We start from the raw sequence: 18,926 nt of genomic DNA, 5'->3' as shown, positions 1-18,926 counted from the left end.
CCCCGCCCTTCCTCCTTCTTCGTGACGTACGCCTCTTCGTGAAGCGCCCGATCGTGCGGAGGGGCTGAACTACTCGCCCCGTTCCCGCAGTTGTTCCTCCGTCAGGCCCTGGCGCCAGTACCCGACGAAGGTGACCCGGCGGCGGTCGAGGCCACGCTCGCGCACCAGGTGGCGGCGCAGTTCCCGCACGCATCCGGACTCGCCGGCGATCCAGGCGTAGGGGGCCTCGGCGGGCGGGAGGTGCGCCGACCGCAGGGCGTCGAGCGCCAGGGGGCGCTCCCGGGCGGAGTGGTCGTCACCGACCAGCCAGGTGATCTCGGCGTCGGCCGGGGTGGCCAGGTCCTGGATGTCGCCCGCGTGCGGGACCTCCAGCCAGGCCCGCACCGGCACTCCCGCCGGGAGCGATTCGAGGATCGCGGAGACCGCGGGAAGGGCCGTCTCGTCGCCCCACAGGACCACCAGGTCGGCGTCCGCGGGCGGCCGGAAGCGGATGGCCCGGTTGTCCGCCACGGCGGGACCCAGCAGGACCACCCGGTCGCCGGGCGCGGCGCCGGACGCCCAGCGCGAGGCGGGTCCGGCGGGAGCGGCCGCGCCCGGTTCCAGGCCGTGCAGCGCGAAGTCGATGTCGATCTCGTCGGGGTCGCGGCGCAGGGCCCGCAGGGTGTACGAGCGCATCACCGCCCGTACGTCGTCGGGCAGTTCGCGCCAGCCCTGCCACCAGTTGTCGCCGAGCTCGACCGGGACGGCCGGCTCGATCTGGCCGGGGTGCGGGAGGAACAGCGACAGGGACTGGTCACGCCCGTCGGAGTGGAAGTCCCGCAGGTCGGGTCCGCCGAAGGTCACCCGGACCAGAGACGGGCCGAGCCGCCTCGTCCGTACGACCCGGAGGGTGAAGAAACGGAACGGGGCGGCTACGGCCGTCGTCATGCGTGCTCCTGAGTGATCGTCAGGGTGTCACCGCTGGGGTGTCAGGCGACCTTCTTGGCGTTCTCGATGGCCTCGGCGAGGCGCTCGATGATCGGGGTGCACTTGTCGTACGACAGGATCGCCTCGGGGGTCCGGGCGATGACCTGGCCGGCCTTGACGGCGGGCAGCTTCTTCCAGGTGGCCTCGGTGATGTCGGCCGGCTGGATGGTGGCGCTGCGGTCGTCCATGATGATGATGTCGGCCGGGTACTTGTCGACGTTCTCCCAGCTCAGGTTCTCGAACCAGCCGCCGCTCGCCTTGAGGTCCTTGGCGGAGGGCTCGACGATGTTCACGCCGAGCGCCTTGAAGTACTCCAGGTCGATGGAGAGGTTGGAGCCGGAGACGTAGAAGATGTCCTGGCTCGCGGAACCGGCCAGCACCTTGATCTCCGGGCGCGCCTTGGCGGCCTTGCGCAGCCGTTCGGCGGCCGCCTCGAACTTCTTCTTCGCCTCGACGATCTTCGCGGACTTCACGTCGGCGCCCAGGGACTGGGCCAGCGCGTACATGCGCTCCAGGGACTGCGGCATCTGGCGGTCGTAGACGGAGACGCCGACGCTCGGCGCGAGCTTGAGGATCTTGTCCTTGGACTCCTCGGGGACGTACCAGAGGGTGCCCGCGGAGTCGAACATCGTGGAGATCAGCACGTCGGGGGCGAGGCCCGCGTACTTCTCGATGTTGAACTGGCCCCACTCGTTGCCGAGGACCGTCAGCTTGCTGACGTCCATGTCGCCGGCCTGGACGTCGGCCTTGCCGTCCTTGGTCGTGGTCGGGCCGAACACGCCCTTGACCTCGATGCCGTAGTCGAACAGGGCGGCGGCGACACCGGTGAAGGCGACGATGTTCGCCGGGGTCTTGTCCAGCTTCACGGTCGTGCCGCGGTCGTCCTTGAACGTCCAGGGGCCGGCCTTCGCCGCGGCCTTGGTCGCGTCCGAGCCACTGTCTTTCGAGGCGTCGTCGTCACCGCAGGCGGCGAGGACGGCGCCGAGGCCGAGGACGCCGCCCGCGGCGAGGATGCCGCGACGGGAGAGCTGAGTGGCACGGGCGTTGGACATGAAGGTGGCTGCTTTCGACATGGGGCGGGGAGACCCGCCGGATCAGTTCGAAGATAGGTTAGCCTAACCTCAGCTCGTGTCCAGAGGGCGGGGCACCTCGACCGGGTCCGCGACCGGCGACCTGCCCTGGGCGCCACGGCCCCTGACGGCGTGTCCGACGCGCCGCGGTCACAGGCTTCCTGTACAACGCGCCCCGCTCGTCTGCGAGTTGTCCCCTGTGCCGCGGCCCGTGACGGCCGGCCTGGCGCGGCCACACACCCCGCGCGACGCAACGCGACGCGGCCACCGGCGGGCGGGTGCCCGTCGGTGGCCGCGGTCGTGCCGGTGGTGCGCGGGTCTCAGCCCGTGAGCCCCAGTTCCCGGGCGATCAGCATGCGCTGGACCTCGCTCGTGCCCTCGCCGATCTCCAGGATCTTGGAGTCGCGCCACATGCGGGCGACCGGGTACTCGTTCATGAAGCCGTAGCCGCCGTGGACCTGGGTGGCGTCACGGGCGTTGTCGACGGCGATCGTGGAGGAGTACAGCTTGGCGACCGCCGCCTCCTTCTTGAAGGGCTCGCCCGCGACGAGACGGGACGCGGCGTCGCGCCAGCCCACCCGGGCCATGTGCGCCTTCATCTCCATGTCGGCGATCTTGAACTGGATCGCCTGGTTGGCGCCGATCGGCCGTCCGAACGCGTGCCGCTCCTTGGCGTACTTGACGGACTCGTCGACACAGCCCTGCGCCAGACCCGTGGCCAGCGCCGCGATGGCGATGCGGCCCTCGTCCAGGATGCGCAGGAACTGCGCGTATCCGCGGCCCTCCTCGCCGAGCAGGTTGGCCGCCGGGACGCGCACGTCCGAGAAGGACAGCTCACGGGTGTCGGAGGCGTTCCAGCCGACCTTCGAGTACGGGGCGGCGACCGTGAAGCCGGGGGTGCCGGAGGGCACGATGATCGCCGAGATCAGCGGCTTGCCGTCGGGCTTGCGGCCGGTGACCGCGGTGACCGTCACCAGGCCCGTGATGTCCGTGCCCGAGTTGGTGATGAAGCACTTGCTGCCGTTGATGACCCATTCGTCCGTCTCGGGGTCGAGGCGGGCGGTCGTGCGGGTCGCGCCCGCGTCCGAGCCGCCGTCCGGCTCGGTCAGGCCGAAGGCGCCCAGGATCTCGCCGGAGCACAGCCGCGGAAGCCACTCCCGCTTCTGCTCCTCGGTGCCGAAGAGGTGGATGGGCATGGCGCCCAGCGAGACGCCCGCCTCCAGGGTGATGGCCACGGAGGAGTCGACGCGGGCCAGCTCCTCCAGGGCGATGCCGAGGGCGAGGTAGTCGCCGCCCATGCCGCCGTACTCCTCGGGGAACGGCAGCCCGAACAGGCCCATGCGGCCCATCTCCCGCACGATCTCGTACGGGAACTCGTGCCGCTCGTAGAAGTCGCCGATCTTCGGCGCCACGACGTCGTGCGCGAACTCCTCCACCGTGCGGCGGAGTTCTTCGAGCTCGGGGGAGAGACGGTGGTCCAGGGACATGCTGTTCACTCCTGGTGGGAGAGGGCTTTTACGGTGCGGGACGGGCTGGGTCGGCCCAGTTGTCCGGCCATCCACACGCTGGTGGCGGTGAGGCGGCCGAGGTCGACCCCGGTGTCGATACCGAGGCCCTGGAGCATCCACACGAGGTCTTCCGTGGCGAGGTTGCCCGTCGCCGACTTCGCGTACGGGCAGCCGCCGAGGCCACCCGCGGAGGCGTCGACCGTCGCGACGCCGTGCTGGAGGGCGGCCAGGGTGTTGGAGAGCGCCTGGCCGTAGGTGTCGTGGAAGTGCACGCCGAGCGAGCTGGTGGGCACGCCCTCCTCGTTCAGCTCGGCGAGCAGGGCCTGCACATGGCCCGGTGTCGCCACGCCGATCGTGTCGCCGAGGCTCAGCTCGTCACAGCCCATGTCCCGCAGCGCCTTGCAGACGCGGACGACCTGATGGACCGGGACGGGTCCCTCCCACGGGTCGCCGAAGCACATCGAGACATAGCCGCGGACGGAGAGCCTGGCCTCCTTGGCGCGGTTCACCACCGGCTCGAACATGGCGAGCGACTCGTCGACCGTCCGGTTCAGGTTGGCCTTCGCGAAGGACTCCGTCGCGCTGGCGAAGACGGCCACGTGCCGGGCGCCGAGCGCGAGCGCCCGCTCCAGCCCGCGCTCGTTCGGCACCAGCACCGGGAGCGCCACCGGAAGGTCGGCGACCTGCGGGAAGAGCTGTTCCGCGTCGGCCAGTTGGGGCACCCACTTCGGGTGGACGAAGCTGGTCGCCTCGATCGTGGTCAGACCCGCGTCCGCGAGGCGCCGGATGAACTCCGCCTTCACCTCGGTCGGCACGGTCGCCTTCTCGTTCTGCAGCCCGTCGCGCGCGCCGACCTCGTAGATCCGTACCCGGGCGGGCAGGTCCTGGGTGGGCATGGCCATCGGCAGGCCGAGTTCGGAGGTGTTCACGCCGTCTCCTCCTCGGCGGGGGTGATGACCGCGAGGACCTGGTCCATGGCGACCGTCGTGCCCGGGGTGACGTCCAGTTCGCTGACCGTCCCGGCGTGCGGCGCGGAGATGACGTGCTCCATCTTCATCGCCTCGACCACGAGCAGGCTCTGTCCGGCCGCCACCTCGTCGCCGACGGCGACCTTCACGACGGTCACCGTGCCGGGCATGGGCGCGGTCAGCGAGTCGGCCCCGGCGTGCGCGGCGCCGGTGAGCGACGCGGCCACCGGGTCGTGGTCGCGCACGTGCCAGGCGTCTCCGTCGCGGCCGATCCAGTCGGCGGCCCGGTGGAAGGTGTGCCGCACGCCGTCGAGCGTCACCGCGACCCGGTCGGCGCTGACCGTGTGCGTGCCGCGCGGGGTGTACTCCACCGGGTCGAGGACCCGCAGGGCGAAGCCGACCGGCTTCGGGGTGCCGCCGAGCCGCCAGCCGCTCGGCTCCGAGAACGGGTCGGTCCAGCCCTCGCCCGACGGGGCCAGGGCGGCGAGCCGGACGGCCGCGGCCGCCTCGTACACCTCCTCGGGCACCCCGTCCGGGACCAGGCCGTCGGCCTCCCGCTCGACCAGACCGGTGTCCAGGTCGCCGGCCACCACGTCCGGGTGGGCCAGCAGCCGGCGCAGGAAGCCCGCGTTGGTCTGGACCCCGAGCGTGACCGTCTCGGCGAGGGCGGCCCGGAGCCTGCGCAGCGCCGTGGGCCGGTCGGGCCCGTACGCGATGACCTTGGAGAGCATCGGGTCGTAGAGGCTGCCGACCTCGGTGCCCTCGGTGAGGCCCGAGTCGGTGCGCACCCCGTCGCCCTGCGGCTCGCGCAGGGCGAGCACGGTGCCCCCGGAGGGGAGGAACCCGCGTGCCGGGTCCTCGGCGCAGATCCGGGCCTCCACCGCGTGTCCGGTGAGGGTGATGTCCTCCTGCGCGTACGGCAGGTGCTCGCCGGCGGCGACCCGGAGCTGCCACTCGACGAGGTCGAGGCCGGTCACCAGCTCGGTGACCGGGTGCTCCACCTGGAGGCGGGTGTTCATCTCCATGAAGTAGTACGAGGACGGGTCGCCGCCGGGGACGATGAACTCCACCGTGCCCGCGCCCCGGTAGCCGCAGGAGCGGGCCGCCTGGACGGCCGCCTCGCCCATCGCGGCGCGCGTGGCCTCGTCGAGGAGCACGCTGGGCGCCTCCTCGATGATCTTCTGGTGGCGGCGCTGGAGGGAGCACTCGCGCTCGCCCAGGTGCACGACGTTGCCGTGCCCGTCCGCCAGGACCTGGATCTCGATGTGCCGGGGCCGGTCGACCCAGCGCTCCACGAGCAGCGTGTCGTCGCCGAAGGAGGCGCGCGCCTCGCGCCGGGCGGCGGCGATCTCGTCGGCCAGGACGGCGGTGTCGCGGACCAGGCGCATGCCCTTGCCGCCGCCGCCCGCGCTCGGCTTCAGCAGCACCGGGACGCCGATCTCGCGGGCGGCCGCGATCAGCTCCGCGTCCGTCAGACCGCTGCCCGAGGAGCCGGGGACGACCGGGACGCCGGCCGCCTTCACCGTCTCCTTGGCCCGGATCTTGTCGCCCATCAGGGAGATCGCCTCGGCGGACGGGCCGATGAAGACCAGTCCGGCCTCCGCGCAGGCCCGCGCGAAGGCGGCGTTCTCGGCGAGGAAGCCGTACCCCGGGTGCACCGCCTGGGCGCCGGTGCGGGCCGCCGCCTCCAGTAGCCGCTCCACCGACAGATAGCTCTCCGACGCGGGCGCCGGTCCGATCCGTACCGCCGTGTCGGCCTCCCGGACGTGCCGGGCGTCGGCGTCCGCGTCCGAGAAGACGGCCACCGAGCGCACGCCGAGCGCGCGCAGGGTGCGGATGACGCGTACGGCGATCTCACCCCGGTTGGCCACAAGCACTGTGTCGAACATGGGTCCCCTCACATCCGGAAGACGCCGAACTGGGGGTCACCCAGGGGCGCGTTGGCGCAGGCGGTCAAGGCGAGTCCGAGGACCTGCCGGGTCTCCATCGGGTCGATCACGCCGTCGTCCCAGAGCCGGGCGCTCGCGTAGTAGGCGCTGCCCTGCTGCTCGTACTGGCGGCGGATCGGGTCCTTGAAGTCCTCCTCGTCCGCGGCCGGCCAGGACTCGCCGCGGGCCTCGATCTGGTCGCGCTTGACGGTCGCGAGGACCGAGGCGGCCTGCTCGCCGCCCATCACCGAGATCTTGGCGCCCGGCCACATCCACAGGAAGCGCGGCGAATAGGCCCGGCCGCACATCGAGTAGTTGCCCGCGCCGTACGAACCGCCGATCACGACGGTCAGCTTCGGCACGCGGGTGCAGGCGACGGCCGTCACCATCTTCGCGCCGTGCTTGGCGATGCCGCCCGCCTCGTACTGGCGGCCCACCATGAAGCCGGAGATGTTCTGCAGGAACACCAGCGGGATGCCGCGCTGGTCGCACAGCTCGATGAAGTGGGCGCCCTTCTGGGCCGACTCCGAGAACAGGATGCCGTTGTTGGCGACGATGCCCACCGGGTGGCCGTGGATCCGGGCGAAGCCGGTGACCAGGGTCTGCCCGAACTCGGCCTTGAACTCCGCGAAGCGGGAACCGTCGACCACGCGCGCGATGACCTCGCGTACGTCGTAGGGGGTGCGGGAGTCGACCGGCACCGCGCCGTACAGCCCGTACGGGTCGACCTTGGGCTCGGCCGCCGCGGTGACCTCCCAGGGCAGCTTCCCGCGCGCGGGGAGGGTGGAGACGATGGTGCGCACGATCCGCAGCGCGTGCGCGTCGTCCTCGGCGAGGTGGTCGGTGACGCCGGAGGTCCGGGAGTGGACCTCGCCGCCGCCCAGCTCCTCGGCGGTGACCACCTCACCGGTGGCCGCCTTCACCAGCGGGGGCCCGCCCAGGAAGATCGTCCCCTGGTTGCGGACGATCACGGCCTCGTCGCTCATCGCCGGCACGTACGCGCCGCCGGCCGTGCAGGAGCCGAGGACGGCCGCGATCTGCGGGATCCCGGCGCCGGACATCCGCGCCTGGTTGTAGAAGATCCGCCCGAAGTGCTCGCGGTCGGGGAACACCTCGTCCTGCATGGGCAGGAAGGCGCCCCCGGAGTCCACGAGGTACACACAGGGCAGACGGTTCTCCAGCGCGACCTCCTGGGCGCGCAGGTGCTTCTTCACCGTCATCGGGTAGTACGTGCCGCCCTTGACGGTGGCGTCGTTGGCGACGATCACGCACTCGCGCCCGCTCACCCGGCCGATCCCGGCGATGACACCGGCGGCCGGGGCCGCGCCGTCGTACATCCCGTCGGCGGCGAGCGGCGCCAGCTCCAGGAACGGGGAGCCGGGGTCGAGCAGGGCGTCCACGCGGTCGCGGGGGAGCAGCTTGCCGCGCGCGGTGTGCCGCGCCCGTGCCTTCTCACCGCCGCCGAGCCGCACCGCGGCCAGCTTGCGGCGCAGCTCCTCGCCCAGCGCGCGGTGTGCCGCCTCGTTGGCCCTCCAGGCCTCCGACGCGGGATCGGCCGCGCTCGTCAGCTCCGGTGCCTCTTGCATCCTGCGGTCCCCTCACCAGTGGTCGACCAGTTAATGAGCGTTAACGCAACTCCTTCAGGTTAACGACCGCTAACCGTGATGTCTAGAATTGTTTTCATGGCCACCAGAACCGACGCCCCCACGCGGCGTGAGCAGATCCTGAGGGAGGCCGCGCGGCTGTTCGCCGAGCGTGGCTTCCATGGCGTGGGAGTGGACGAGATAGGAGCGGCGGTCGGAATCAGCGGCCCCGGTCTCTACCGGCACTTCGCCGGCAAGGACGCGATGCTCGCCGAGCTGCTGGTGGGGATCAGCGGGCAACTGCTCACGGGCGGCCGGCGCAGGGTGGCCGAGGCCGAGGGCGGCGCCGAGTGCCTCCTCGACTCGCTCATCGAGGGACACATCGACTTCGCGCTCGACGACCGTCCTCTGATCACCCTGCACGACCGCGAGCTGGACCGCCTGCGGGACAGCGACCGCAAGATGGTGCGCCAGCTCCAGCGCCAGTACGTCGAGCTGTGGGTGGAGGTGGTGCGCGAGGTGTACCCGGATCTGGCCGAGCCCGCCGCCCGCTCCGCGGTCCACTCGGTCTTCGGTCTCCTGAACTCGACCCCGCACCTGGGGCGGCCCGGCGCGCTGCCCGGGCGCGCGGGCACGGCGGAGCTGCTGCACCGGATGGCACGGGGGGCGTTCGGAGCGGCCGCTGTGGCCCCCGGTGCGTGACGAGCGTCTCGGGGGGTGACCCCTGGACGGCGCTCGTGACCGGCGGGTAACCTCATATCTGAGCAAGCGCTTAGACATAACACCAGGTATCCAGGCGGAGGTGGCGGCGGTGCGCCGTACTGTGTTCAACGAGGACCACGAGGCGTTCCGGGAGACCCTGCGCGCCTTCATCGAGGCCGAGGTCGTCCCGGTCTACGACGAGTGGCTCGCCGCCGGTCAGGCGCCGCGCGACTTCTACTACAAGCTCGCCGAGCTCGGCGTCTTCGGTATCCGTGTCGACGAGGAGTACGACGGCGCCGGCATCGACTCGTACAAGTTCGAAGCCATCGTGTACGAGGAGACCGCCCGCGCGGGCATCACCTTCGGCGGCTCCGGCGTGCACGTGCTGCTCGGCCTGCCCTACATCAAGATGCTCGCCAGCGACGAGCAGAAGAAGCGGTTCCTGCCGAAGTTCGTCTCCGGCGAGGAGATGTGGGCCCTCGCGATGACCGAGCCGGGCACCGGCTCCGACCTCGCGGGCATGAAGACCACCGCCAAGCTCTCCGAGGACGGCACGCACTACGTCCTCAACGGTGCCAAGACCTTCATCACCGGCGGCGTTCACGCCGACCGCGTGATCGTCTGCGCCCGCACCTCCGCGCCCACCGCCGAGGACCGCCGCCACGGCATCTCGCTGTTCGCCGTGGACACCAAGTCCGAGGGCTACTCCATCGGCCGCAAGCTCGACAAGCTCGGCCTGAAGACCTCCGACACCGCCGAGCTGGCGTTCGTCGACGTGAAGGTGCCCGTCGAGGACCTGCTCGGCGAGGAGAACAAGGGCTTCTACTACCTCGGCCACAACCTCGCCTCCGAGCGCTGGGGCATCGCCTTCGGCGCCTACGCGCAGGCCAAGGCCGCGGTCCGGTTCGCCAAGGAGTACGTCCAGGAGCGCACCGTCTTCGGCAAGCCGGTCGCCCACTTCCAGAACACCAAGTTCGAGCTGGCCGCCTGCCAGTCCGAGGTGGACGCGGCCGAGGCCGTCGTCGACCGCGCCCTGGAGGCCCTCGACGCCGGGGAGCTGACCCCGGCCGAGGCCGCCAGCGCCAAGCTGTTCTGCACCGAGGTCGCGCACCGCGTCATCGACCGCTGCCTCCAGCTCCACGGCGGCTACGGCTTCATGAACGAGTACCCGATCGCCCGCCTGTACGCGGACAACCGCGTCAACCGCATCTACGGCGGCACCAGCGAGATCATGAAGACGATCATCGCCAAGGACATGGGCCTGTAAGGTCCGAGAAAAGACTGCGCGGTACAACTGCCTTATGAGCGAGGCACTTCAGGATCTCCTCGATCTGCTCGATCTCGAGCGGATCGAGGAGAACATCTTCCGCGGCCGTTCCCGGTCCGCCGTGGTCCCCAGGGTCTTCGGCGGACAGGTCGCGGCGCAGGCCCTCGTGGCCGCGGGGCGCACGGTCCCCGAGGACCGGCTCGCCCACTCCCTGCACGCGTACTTCCTGCGGATCGGCGACCCCGGCGCACCCATCGTGTACTCGGTGGACCGCATCCGCGACGGCCGCTCCTTCACCACCCGCAGGGTGGTCGCCGTCCAGCACGGACAGCCGATCTTCCACCTCTCCGCGTCCTTCCAGACGTACGAGGAGGGCATGGAGCACCAGGCCCCGATGCCGCCCGCCCCGGACCCCGAGACGCTGCCCACGGCCGCCGAACTGCTCCCGCTCTACGCCGACGTCTTCACCGACGCCGACGTCGTGGAGCGCATCCTGGAGGCCCGGGAGTCCGTCGACCTGCGCTACGTCGACGCGCCGCCCTACGGCACCGTCGGCGAGCCCCGCGAACCGCGCTCCCAGGTGTGGTTCCGCACCAACGGCAAGCTCGCGGACGACCCGCTGCTGCACGTCGTCCTCGCGACGTACGTCTCGGACATGACGCTCCTCGACTCCATCCTGCTCGCCCACGGGCGCGGCGGCTGGGTGACCGGCGACGTCGTCGGCGCCTCGCTCGACCACGCCATGTGGTTCCACCGCCCGTTCCGGGCCGACGAGTGGCTCCTGTACGACCAGGAGTCGCCGTCCGCGTCGGGCGGCCGGGGCCTGGGCCAGGCCCGGATCTACACCCAGGACGGCCGGCTGGCCATCTCGGTGATCCAGGAGGGCGTGGTCCGCGTCCCCCGGTAGGCCTTCGCGGGTAGAAGTGGAGGCATGACCGACACACCGCAGGACACCGGCAGCGGCGAGAGCGTCTTCACGGTGATCGTCGCCGCGGTCGCCAACCTCGGGATCGCCCTCGCCAAGGCGGTCGCGGGGGTCATCAGCGGCTCCAGCGCGATGCTGTCGGAGGCCGCACACTCCGTCGCCGACACCGTCACGGAACTGCTGCTGCTCACCGCCCTCAAACGCAGTGAGAAGCCCGCGGACGAGGACCATCCGCTCGGCTACGGCCCCGAGCGCTACATCTGGGCCCTGCTCGCCGCCGTCGCCACCTTCGTGGGCGGCGCCGTCTTCTCCATCTACGACGGTGTCCACACCCTGGTCGCGGGTGAGGAACTCGGCGACCCGCTCGTCTCGTACATCGTGCTGGCCGTCGCCTTCGTCCTGGAGGGCTTCTCCCTGCGGACGGGACTGCGGCAGGCGCGCGGCGAGGCCGCCCGGCTCGACGCCCCCTTCAAGACCTACTTCCGGCGCACCCCGGACACCGCCGTGAAGGCCGTCGTCATGGAGGACTCGGCCGCACTCGTCGGCCTGGTCTTCGCCGCGGGCGGGCTGCTCGGCGGCCAGCTCACCGGATCGGGCGTCTGGGACGGCATCGCCTCGCTGCTCATCGGTCTCCTGCTGCTCTACGTCGCCTGGGTGCTGGGCCGTTCCAACGCGGAGCTGCTGATCGGACGGCCGCTGCCGAAGTCCGCGCGGGAGCGGATCAGGGCGGAGCTGCTGGGGGTGGAGCACGTGGAGGCCGTACTGGAGCTCATCACGCTCGTGCAGGGGCCGCGCGAGGCGCTCGTCGCCGCCAAGGTCGACTTCCGGGACGCGTCGACCGCGGCCCAGATCGAGTGGGCCTGCGAACGGGCCGAGGACCGGATCCGGTCGGCGTTCCCCGCCGTGAGCAGGGTGTACCTGGACCCGACCCCCGGCTACGCCCAGCGCCGGTCCGAGGGGCTCAACCCCTGGCCGTGAACGGGGGCGCCCGCCGCGGGATCCGGGGCCGCGACTCAGGCCAGTCCGGCCTCGTTCAGCAGGTACGCCGTCATCGGGTCGTAGTGGCGCGGGCTGAGGACGTGGTCGTCGAGCGGCACCACGACCTGGAGCGTGCCCTCCGACTCGGCGCAGAAGAGCGCCGGGTCGTTGCAGTCGGCGTAGCCCACGGAGTCCACGCCGTGCTGACCCGCGTAGCCGGCCCAGCCGTGGTCGGCCACGACCAGGTCGGGCAGGGGGCGGCCCTCCCGCTCCAGCGCGGTGAGGATCGCGCGCATCGGCTCGCCCGAGTGCGTGTGCCACAGCGTGGCGCCGTGCTCCAGCACCGCCACGTCCGCGAACTGCATGACGTACCCCTCGTCCGTCCGCAGACCGTCCGGGATCACCACGATCTCGCAGCCGGCCGCGCGCAGGGCGGCGGCCGTGGCCCGGTGCACGTCCAGCAGACCGCCCGGGTGACCGGTCGCGAACAGCACCCGCTGCCGGTCCTCGGCCGCCTTGCGCAGCCGCCCGGCGAGACGCTCCAGCGCGTCCACGGTCAGCTCGGGGTCGATGGTGTCCTGGCCGTAGCGGTGCTCGGGGTCGTCGTTGACGCCGACCCGCTCCGCCATCACCGCGAGCACGTCCTGCTCGTCGCTCCAGCGGTCGCCGAGTTCCAGACCGAGCCACCAGTTGCGCTCGCCGTTCGCCAGCTTGCGGTAGTGGGAGAGGTTGTTCTCGCGGGGCGTGGCGACATCGCCCGCGATACGGGTCTTCACGAGGTGGTCGACGAGTTCGGCGCGGCTGGGCGTCCCGGGTATCGGCATAGCACCATTGTGCCGGTGCGCCCGGCCACGGGGCGCGGCCGTCCCGGTCGCTGGGACGTGCGTCACTCGTGTGTACGGGCCGCCGCGCCGCTCCCGCCGCCCCGGGTCCCCTCCTCCCGCAGCGCGAACCACAACTCCATGCGTACGTCCGGGTCGTCGAGGTCCGTGTCCAGCAACGCGGCGCAGCGGGCGATGCGTTGGCGGACAGTGTTGCGGTGGACGGACAGGGCGATGGCCGTGCGGTCCCAACTGCCGTGCAGGGAGAGCCAGGTGCGCAGGGTCTCGGTCAGGGCGGGAGTCCCGGCGACGGGAGCCAGGAGGGCCTGGGCGTGGGCCTCGGCGTCCGCCGGGGGGACGAGGTCGGCGAGCGCGGGACGGTCGCCGTGCCGGACCAGGTCCGCCCGGGTGGCGCGGGCGCGGGCCAGCGCGCGGGCCGCCTGGGTGTCGGCGCCCGCCCATCCGTGCGGGCCCGCCGGAGCGCTGACCCCGCAGACCCAGCCCGGCTGCGCGGCGGGCGCGCGGTCGCCGGGGACCAGGACACGGACGACGTCGCCGTCCACGTCCACCAGGGCGGAGCCCAGCGCGGCCGCGAGCGCGGACGCCGCGACGGTGTCCGGGGCGGGGCCGTCCCCGGCGGGGCGGGCGTGCACGACCACCCACCGCTCCCCGCCGAGCAGCGGTGCCACGGCCTCGGGCGCCGCCCCGAGCAGCAGCCGCACCAGGGCCGCCGACCGCCCGGCGGCGCTCGCGCTCTGGTGCTCCCCGGTGAGCAGGGAGAGCAGGACGGACGCGACGGAGGCGATCGTGTGGTCGCCGGGGTCGCGGCGCGGTGCGGCGACGCCCAGGACGAAGCCCTGGCCGCTGCCGAGGGCGTAGGCCGTGAGGTGGACCCCGCCCACGGTGTCGGTGGCCGAGGACGGGGCGGGCCCCTGGGCCTCACGGGGCCGCACGACACCGGCGAGCTCGCCGAGCACGTCCTCGGGGGACACCCCGCCGCCCGAGGGGGCGGGAGCCGCCGGGCCGGGGCGGGGCGCCTTCGGAGGGCCGGGCGGCGGGACCGGGCCGGGCGGCGGGACGGTTCCGGCGTGGGCCAGTTCCGTGCCCTCCGGGCCGTACAGCGCCGCCCAGCCGTTCACCCGCCGGGCGAGCTGGCGCAGGACCGCCGGGACCGGATCGGGGCGGGCCGCGGCGGCCGCCAGGCTCTGCTGGGCCTCGGTCACCCGGCGCAGCTCGGCCAGCCGGGCCTGGGCCATGAGCTGCCACACCGCGCGGGCGACCCCGGAGAACGTCGTCCGGGGCGGGACCTCCAGCAGGGGGAGCCCGTGGGTGTCGCAGGCCGCGACGAGGGCGGGCGGGACCGTGTCGTGGACCGGCGCGAGACCGAACCCGAGGGCCGCGCCGCCCGCCGCGACGATCCGGGAGACATAGCCGTCGAAGTACTCGACCGGGCCGGGAGCGTCCGCGCCGGAAGGGCCTTCGCCGGGAGCGGCCGCCGAGGGCACGTGGACCCCCGCCGTCAGCAGCAGCTCGCCGCCCAGCAGGTACGGGTAGGGGTCGGCCATCTCCGAGGTGTGCGCCCAGTGGATCACCGTGTCGGGCTCCGCGGGCCCGGCGATCAGGCGCAGGCCCAGGTCCTCGCGGGCCAGGAGCGCCGACAGCGGTACGGGAGGGGTGGGCGGCACGGCCGGGGCGGACACGGCGGGGACGGACGGCGTCGACGGGTCCGGCACGAGGACGGTTCCTCCATCCCGTTCGGACCGGGACGGACGGTCGCGCCGTCCCGGCGGGTCGGGATGGACGATTCCTCCATCCCGTTCGGTTCGAATGGATGAAACGTACACTTCGCAGCCGCATTCCGGCCACCTAAGGTCGGTCCCGACCGGCAGTCACGGGTACGGGCGTATGTCCCCGTGATCAGTCGCCGGCTCGTCCCCCACACCCCCGCACGACACGCCACCGAGCACCTGGAGGAGACCCATGGCCGTCGACTACACAGTGATCGTCGTCTATCTGGCCGGCATGCTGGCCATGGGCTGGTGGGGCATGCGCCGCGCCAAGTCCAAGAGCGACTTCCTCGTCGCCGGACGACGGCTCGGGCCCGTCATGTACTCCGGCACCATGGCCGCGATCGTCCTGGGCGGCGCGTCCACCATCGGCGGCGTCGGCCTCGGCTACCAGTACGGCCTCTCGGGCGCCTGGATGGTCTTCACCATCGGCCTCGGCCTGCTGGCCCTGTCCGTCTTCTTCTCCGCCCGCATCGCGCGCCTCAAGGTGTACACCGTCTCCGAGATGCTCGACCTGCGCTACGGCGGCCGGGCCGGCCTCATATCCGGTGTCGTCATGTGGGCGTACACCCTGATGCTCGCGGTCACCTCGACCATCGCGTACGCCACGATCTTCGACGTCCTCTTCGACATGAACCGGACGCTCGCGATCATCCTGGGCGGCTCGATCGTCGTCGCGTACTCGACGCTCGGCGGCATGTGGTCGATCACGCTCACCGACATGGTGCAGTTCGTCGTCAAGACGATCGGCGTGCTGCTCCTGCTGCTGCCCATCGCGGTGGTCAAGGCGGGCGGCTTCTCCGCGATGAAGGCCAAGCTGCCCACCGAGTACTTCGACCCGCTGGGCATCGGCGGCGAGACGATCTTCACCTACGTGCTGATCTACACGTTCGGCATGCTGATCGGGCAGGACATCTGGCAGCGCGTCTTCACCGCGCGCAACGACCGCACCGCCAAGTGGGGCGGCACCGTCGCCGGCACCTACTGCCTGGTCTACGCCCTCGCCGGCGCCGTCATCGGCACCGCCGCCAAGGTCATGTACCCGAAGCTGCCCAGCGCCGACACCGCCTTCGCGACCATCGTCAAGGACGAACTCCCGGTCGGCGTGCGCGGACTGGTCCTCGCCGCGGCCCTCGCCGCCGTGATGTCCACCTCCTCCGGCGCCCTGATCGCCTGCGCCACCGTCGCCAACAACGACATCTGGTCCCGGCTGCGCGGCGCCGTGAAGCGCGACGCGGGCGAGGAGCACGACGAGGTCAAGGGCAACCGCGCCTTCATCCTGGTCATGGGCATCGCCGTGATCTGCACGGCGATCGCGCTCAACAACGTCGTCGAGGCGCTGACCGTCGCCTACAACCTGCTCGTCGGCGGTCTGCTCGTCCCGATCCTCGGCGGACTGCTGTGGAAGCGCGGCACGGTCCACGGAGCGCTCGCCTCCGTCGTCGTCGGCGGCGTCGCGGTCATCGGCCTGATGGCCACGTACGGCATCCTCGCGAACGAGCCCGTCTACTACGGACTGCTCCTCTCCCTGGCCGCCTACGTGATCGTCTCGCTGGCCACCCCGGCGACCGACGCCGCGGTACTGGCCACTTGGCGGGAGCGGCTCGCCGGCCGTGACGCCGAACCCCTGTCCGAGCCGGTCCCGGTTCACCAGTAGAGTCGTGTTACTTGTACTTAGTTGTACATACGCGACGAAGCGTAGGAAAGAAGGCAAAACCCCATGAGCAGCAACGAGACGCCCCGCGGTCCCGTCGATTCCTCCCGCGTCCCGCGGTACGCCGGTCCCGCGACCTTCGCCCGGCTGCCGCGCCTCGACGAGGTCGGCACCGCCGACGTCGCCGTCGTCGGTGTGCCGTTCGACTCCGGCGTCTCGTACCGGCCGGGCGCCCGCTTCGGCGGCAACGCGATCCGCGAGGCGTCCCGGCTGCTGCGGCCCTACAACCCGGCGCAGGACGCCTCCCCGTTCGCCCTCGCGCAGGTCGCGGACGCCGGTGACATCGCGGCGAACCCGTTCAACATCAACGAGGCCGTGGAGACGGTGGAGGCCGCCGCCGACGAACTGCTCGGCACCGGCGCCCGCCTGATGACCCTCGGCGGCGACCACACCATCGCGCTGCCCCTGCTGCGCTCGGTCGCCAAGAAGCACGGCCCGGTCGCCCTGCTCCACTTCGACGCGCACCTCGACACCTGGGACACCTACTTCGGCGCCGAGTACACCCACGGCACCCCGTTCCGCCGCGCCGTCGAGGAGGGCATCCTCGACACCTCGGCCCTCTCCCACGTCGGCACCCGCGGCCCGCTGTACGGCAAGCAGGACCTCACCGACGACGAGAAGATGGGCTTCGGCATCGTCACCTCGGCGGACATCTACCGCCGCGGCGCCGACGAGGTCGCCGACCAGCTCCGCCAGCGCATCGGGAACCGCCCGCTCTACATCTCCATCGACATCGACTGCCTCGACCCGGCGCACGCGCCCGGCACCGGCACCCCGGAGGCGGGCGGCATGACCTCCCGCGAGCTCCTGGAGATCCTGCGCGGACTGTCGTCCTGCAACCTGGTCTCGGCCGACGTCGTCGAGGTCGCCCCGGCCTACGACCACGCCGAGATCACCGCGGTGGCCGCGTCCCACACCGCGTACGAACTGACCACCATCATGTCCCGCCAGATCGCGGAGGCCCGGAGCAAGTGACCCACGACCACGACCTGGTTCTCCGTCCGACGGCGGCGCAGACGGAGGCCGCGCTCAACCCGCCCCCCGGCCGCAACGGCGGAGACCTGGTCGTGGAGACCCTCTCCGGTCTCGGCGCGACGACCGTCTTCGGACTGCCGGGCCAGCACGCGCTCGGCATGTTCGACGCGCTGCGCCGCTCCTCGCTCCGCTACATCGGTCTGCGCGTCGAGAACAACGCCGGATTCGCGGCGGACGCCTACGGCCGGATCACCGGTGAGGCGGCCCCGCTGCTGCTCTCCACCGGCCCCGGGGCGCTGACCTCGCTCGCCGCGCTCCAGGAGGCCAGGGCCGCCTCGGCCCCCGTCCTCGCCATCAGCAGCCAGATCCCGACCGCGGGACTCGGCGGCGGCCGGCACGGCTACCTCCACGAACTCCCCGACCAGCAGGCGTCGTTCAGGGGTGTCGTCAAGTCCGTCCACACGGTCCGTACGCAGTCGCAGATCCCCTCCGCCATCGCGGCGGCCTGGGAGTCGGCGCTGACCGCCCCGCACGGGCCGGTGTGGGTGGAGATCCCGCAGGACGTCCTGCTCGCGGAGACCCACCTGCCGCAGGTCACGGCGATGGACGCGACCCCCGAGGACGTCGTCCCGCGCCCCGAACTGACCGCGCTCGCGGCCCACTTGCTGTCCTCGGCGGCCCGCCCCGCGATCATCGCGGGCGGCGGTGTCGTCCGGTCCGACGCGTCCGGCAAGCTGAGGGCGCTCGCGGAGAAGCTGGACGCGCCGGTCGTCACCACCTTCGGCGGCAAGGGCGCCTTCCCCTGGACCCACCCGCTCTCGCTCCAGTCCTGGCTGGAGGACCGGCACACCACCGACTTCCTGGAGGACGCGGACGTCCTGCTGGTCGTCGGGTCCGGTCTCGGTGAACTGTCCTCGAACTACCACACGTTCAAGCCCCGCGGCCGGGTGATCCAGATCGAGGCCGACCTCGGCAAGCTGGAGTCCAACCACCCGGCGATCGGCATCCACGCGGACGCGCGCCTCGCGCTGTCCGCGCTCCTGGAGACGGTGGAGGAGCGCCCCGACCCGTCGGCGGCCGAGCGCGTGCGCACGGTCCTCGCCCGGGTGGCGGAACGCATCGCCGCCCAGGAACTCACCCTGGAACAGGACGTGCTGGCGGCCGTCCGCCGGGCCCTGCCGGCCGGCTCGCCGTCCTTCTGGGACATGACGATCCTGGCGTACTGGGCGTGGTCGGCCTTCGACCCGCGCGGGAGCAACACCATGCACTCCGCGCAGGGCGCGGGCGGCCTCGGCTACGGCTTCCCCGCCGCCCTCGGCGCGGCGGCGGCCGATCCCTCCCGCCCGGTCCTCGCGGTGTCCGGCGACGGCGGTGCGCTCTACTCGATCGCCGAACTCGCCGCGGCCCGGCAGTACGGCCTGGACGTCACCTGGCTGATCGTCGACGACGGCGGCTACGGCATCCTGCGCGAGTACATGACCGACGCCTTCGGCCAGGCCACGGCGACGGAGCTGTCCCGCCCGGACTACGTGGCCCTCGCCGAGTCCTTCGGCGTCCCGGGCGTCCTGACGACTCCCGGGACGCTGGAGGAGGACCTGGCCAAGGCGCTGGCCACGCCGGGCCCCTCGGTGGTCGTCCTGCCGGCCCTGCTGCGCATGTTCGCGCCGACCCACCTGGACTGAGGGCCGGCCTCGCCGGGGACGAGCGCCACCCGGGACCCCTTCCGCGCGGAAG

At 72.2% G+C, this 18,926-nt stretch carries 15 protein-coding genes; 7 read left to right on the top strand and 8 right to left on the bottom strand.

The genetic code is table 11. The features are described from left to right. Window positions 1-69: 69 nt before the first annotated feature. The 6 genes from ACZ4TO_RS13945 to ACZ4TO_RS13920 all read right to left on the bottom strand — a co-directional run bounded on the left by ACZ4TO_RS13945 (window position 70) and on the right by ACZ4TO_RS13920 (window position 8,026). On the bottom strand, window positions 70-927 hold the full coding sequence (locus ACZ4TO_RS13945; RefSeq protein ID WP_468024247.1) for a siderophore-interacting protein: 858 nt from the start codon (window positions 925-927) through the stop codon (window positions 70-72). A gap of 41 nt (window positions 928-968) precedes the next feature. Then, window positions 969-2,018, bottom strand: a complete 1,050-nt coding sequence (locus tag ACZ4TO_RS13940; protein WP_382790458.1) for an ABC transporter substrate-binding protein — start codon at window positions 2,016-2,018, stop codon at window positions 969-971. A 338-nt stretch (window positions 2,019-2,356) separates the two neighbouring features. Then, complete coding sequence (locus ACZ4TO_RS13935) at window positions 2,357-3,517, bottom strand: acyl-CoA dehydrogenase family protein (protein ID WP_382790455.1); 1,161 nt, start codon at window positions 3,515-3,517, stop codon at window positions 2,357-2,359. Window positions 3,518-3,528: 11 nt separating this feature from the next. Beyond that, window positions 3,529-4,473, bottom strand: a complete 945-nt coding sequence (locus tag ACZ4TO_RS13930; RefSeq protein ID WP_468024246.1) for a hydroxymethylglutaryl-CoA lyase — start codon at window positions 4,471-4,473, stop codon at window positions 3,529-3,531. Continuing rightward, the gene (locus ACZ4TO_RS13925; protein ID WP_468024245.1) at window positions 4,470-6,401 is read right to left on the bottom strand and encodes an acetyl/propionyl/methylcrotonyl-CoA carboxylase subunit alpha; all 1,932 of its coding nucleotides are present in this window, start codon (window positions 6,399-6,401) and stop codon (window positions 4,470-4,472) included. The genes ACZ4TO_RS13930 and ACZ4TO_RS13925 overlap by 4 nt, the downstream gene beginning before the upstream one ends. 8 nt (window positions 6,402-6,409) lie before the next feature. Then, entirely contained in the window at window positions 6,410-8,026 is a 1,617-nt protein-coding gene (locus tag ACZ4TO_RS13920) for a carboxyl transferase domain-containing protein (RefSeq protein ID WP_382789874.1), read from the bottom strand. 96 nt (window positions 8,027-8,122) lie between these two features. On the opposite strand from ACZ4TO_RS13920, the gene ACZ4TO_RS13915 reads away from it, so the two are divergent. From ACZ4TO_RS13915 to ACZ4TO_RS13900, 4 genes are all read left to right on the top strand, one after another. Continuing rightward, a complete protein-coding gene (locus ACZ4TO_RS13915; protein ID WP_382789871.1) occupies window positions 8,123-8,725 on the top strand; it encodes an SACE_7040 family transcriptional regulator in 603 nt (200 codons plus the stop codon). 109 nt (window positions 8,726-8,834) lie between these two features. Beyond that, window positions 8,835-9,992, top strand: a complete 1,158-nt coding sequence (locus ACZ4TO_RS13910; protein ID WP_351861650.1) for an acyl-CoA dehydrogenase family protein — start codon at window positions 8,835-8,837, stop codon at window positions 9,990-9,992. Between the two features lie 34 nt (window positions 9,993-10,026). Further along, window positions 10,027-10,899, top strand: coding sequence for an acyl-CoA thioesterase II (gene tesB / locus ACZ4TO_RS13905; protein ID WP_382789867.1), 873 nt, complete (start codon window positions 10,027-10,029; stop codon window positions 10,897-10,899). 24 nt (window positions 10,900-10,923) lie between these two features. Next, on the top strand, window positions 10,924-11,895 hold the full coding sequence (locus ACZ4TO_RS13900) for a cation diffusion facilitator family transporter (RefSeq protein ID WP_468024244.1): 972 nt from the start codon (window positions 10,924-10,926) through the stop codon (window positions 11,893-11,895). Between the two features lie 35 nt (window positions 11,896-11,930). Here the strand turns inward: ACZ4TO_RS13900 and ACZ4TO_RS13895 are convergent, their stop codons facing one another. Both ACZ4TO_RS13895 and ACZ4TO_RS13890 read right to left on the bottom strand, forming a co-directional pair. Then, the gene (locus ACZ4TO_RS13895; protein WP_382789862.1) at window positions 11,931-12,719 is read right to left on the bottom strand and encodes a phosphatase; all 789 of its coding nucleotides are present in this window, start codon (window positions 12,717-12,719) and stop codon (window positions 11,931-11,933) included. Window positions 12,720-12,781: 62 nt separating this feature from the next. Further along, window positions 12,782-14,416: a PucR family transcriptional regulator gene (locus ACZ4TO_RS13890; protein WP_468024375.1), complete on the bottom strand. Its 1,635-nt coding sequence runs from the start codon at window positions 14,414-14,416 to the stop codon at window positions 12,782-12,784. A gap of 280 nt (window positions 14,417-14,696) precedes the next feature. On the opposite strand from ACZ4TO_RS13890, the gene ACZ4TO_RS13885 reads away from it, so the two are divergent. From ACZ4TO_RS13885 to ACZ4TO_RS13875, 3 genes are all read left to right on the top strand, one after another. Next, window positions 14,697-16,160, top strand: a complete 1,464-nt coding sequence (locus tag ACZ4TO_RS13885) for a sodium:solute symporter family protein (RefSeq protein ID WP_382789859.1) — start codon at window positions 14,697-14,699, stop codon at window positions 16,158-16,160. A 63-nt stretch (window positions 16,161-16,223) separates the two neighbouring features. Beyond that, window positions 16,224-17,192 (top strand): agmatinase, encoded by a 969-nt coding sequence (speB, locus tag ACZ4TO_RS13880; protein ID WP_339129477.1) that lies wholly within the window; start codon window positions 16,224-16,226, stop codon window positions 17,190-17,192. After that, on the top strand, window positions 17,189-18,874 hold the full coding sequence (locus ACZ4TO_RS13875; protein ID WP_382789856.1) for a thiamine pyrophosphate-binding protein: 1,686 nt from the start codon (window positions 17,189-17,191) through the stop codon (window positions 18,872-18,874). Before speB ends, ACZ4TO_RS13875 begins: the two co-directional genes overlap by 4 nt. Window positions 18,875-18,926: the final 52 nt, after the last annotated feature.

The sequence above is a fragment of the Streptomyces sp. NPDC028298 genome (assembly GCF_055565895.1).
This window is presented reverse-complemented; position numbering and strand designations above follow the sequence as displayed.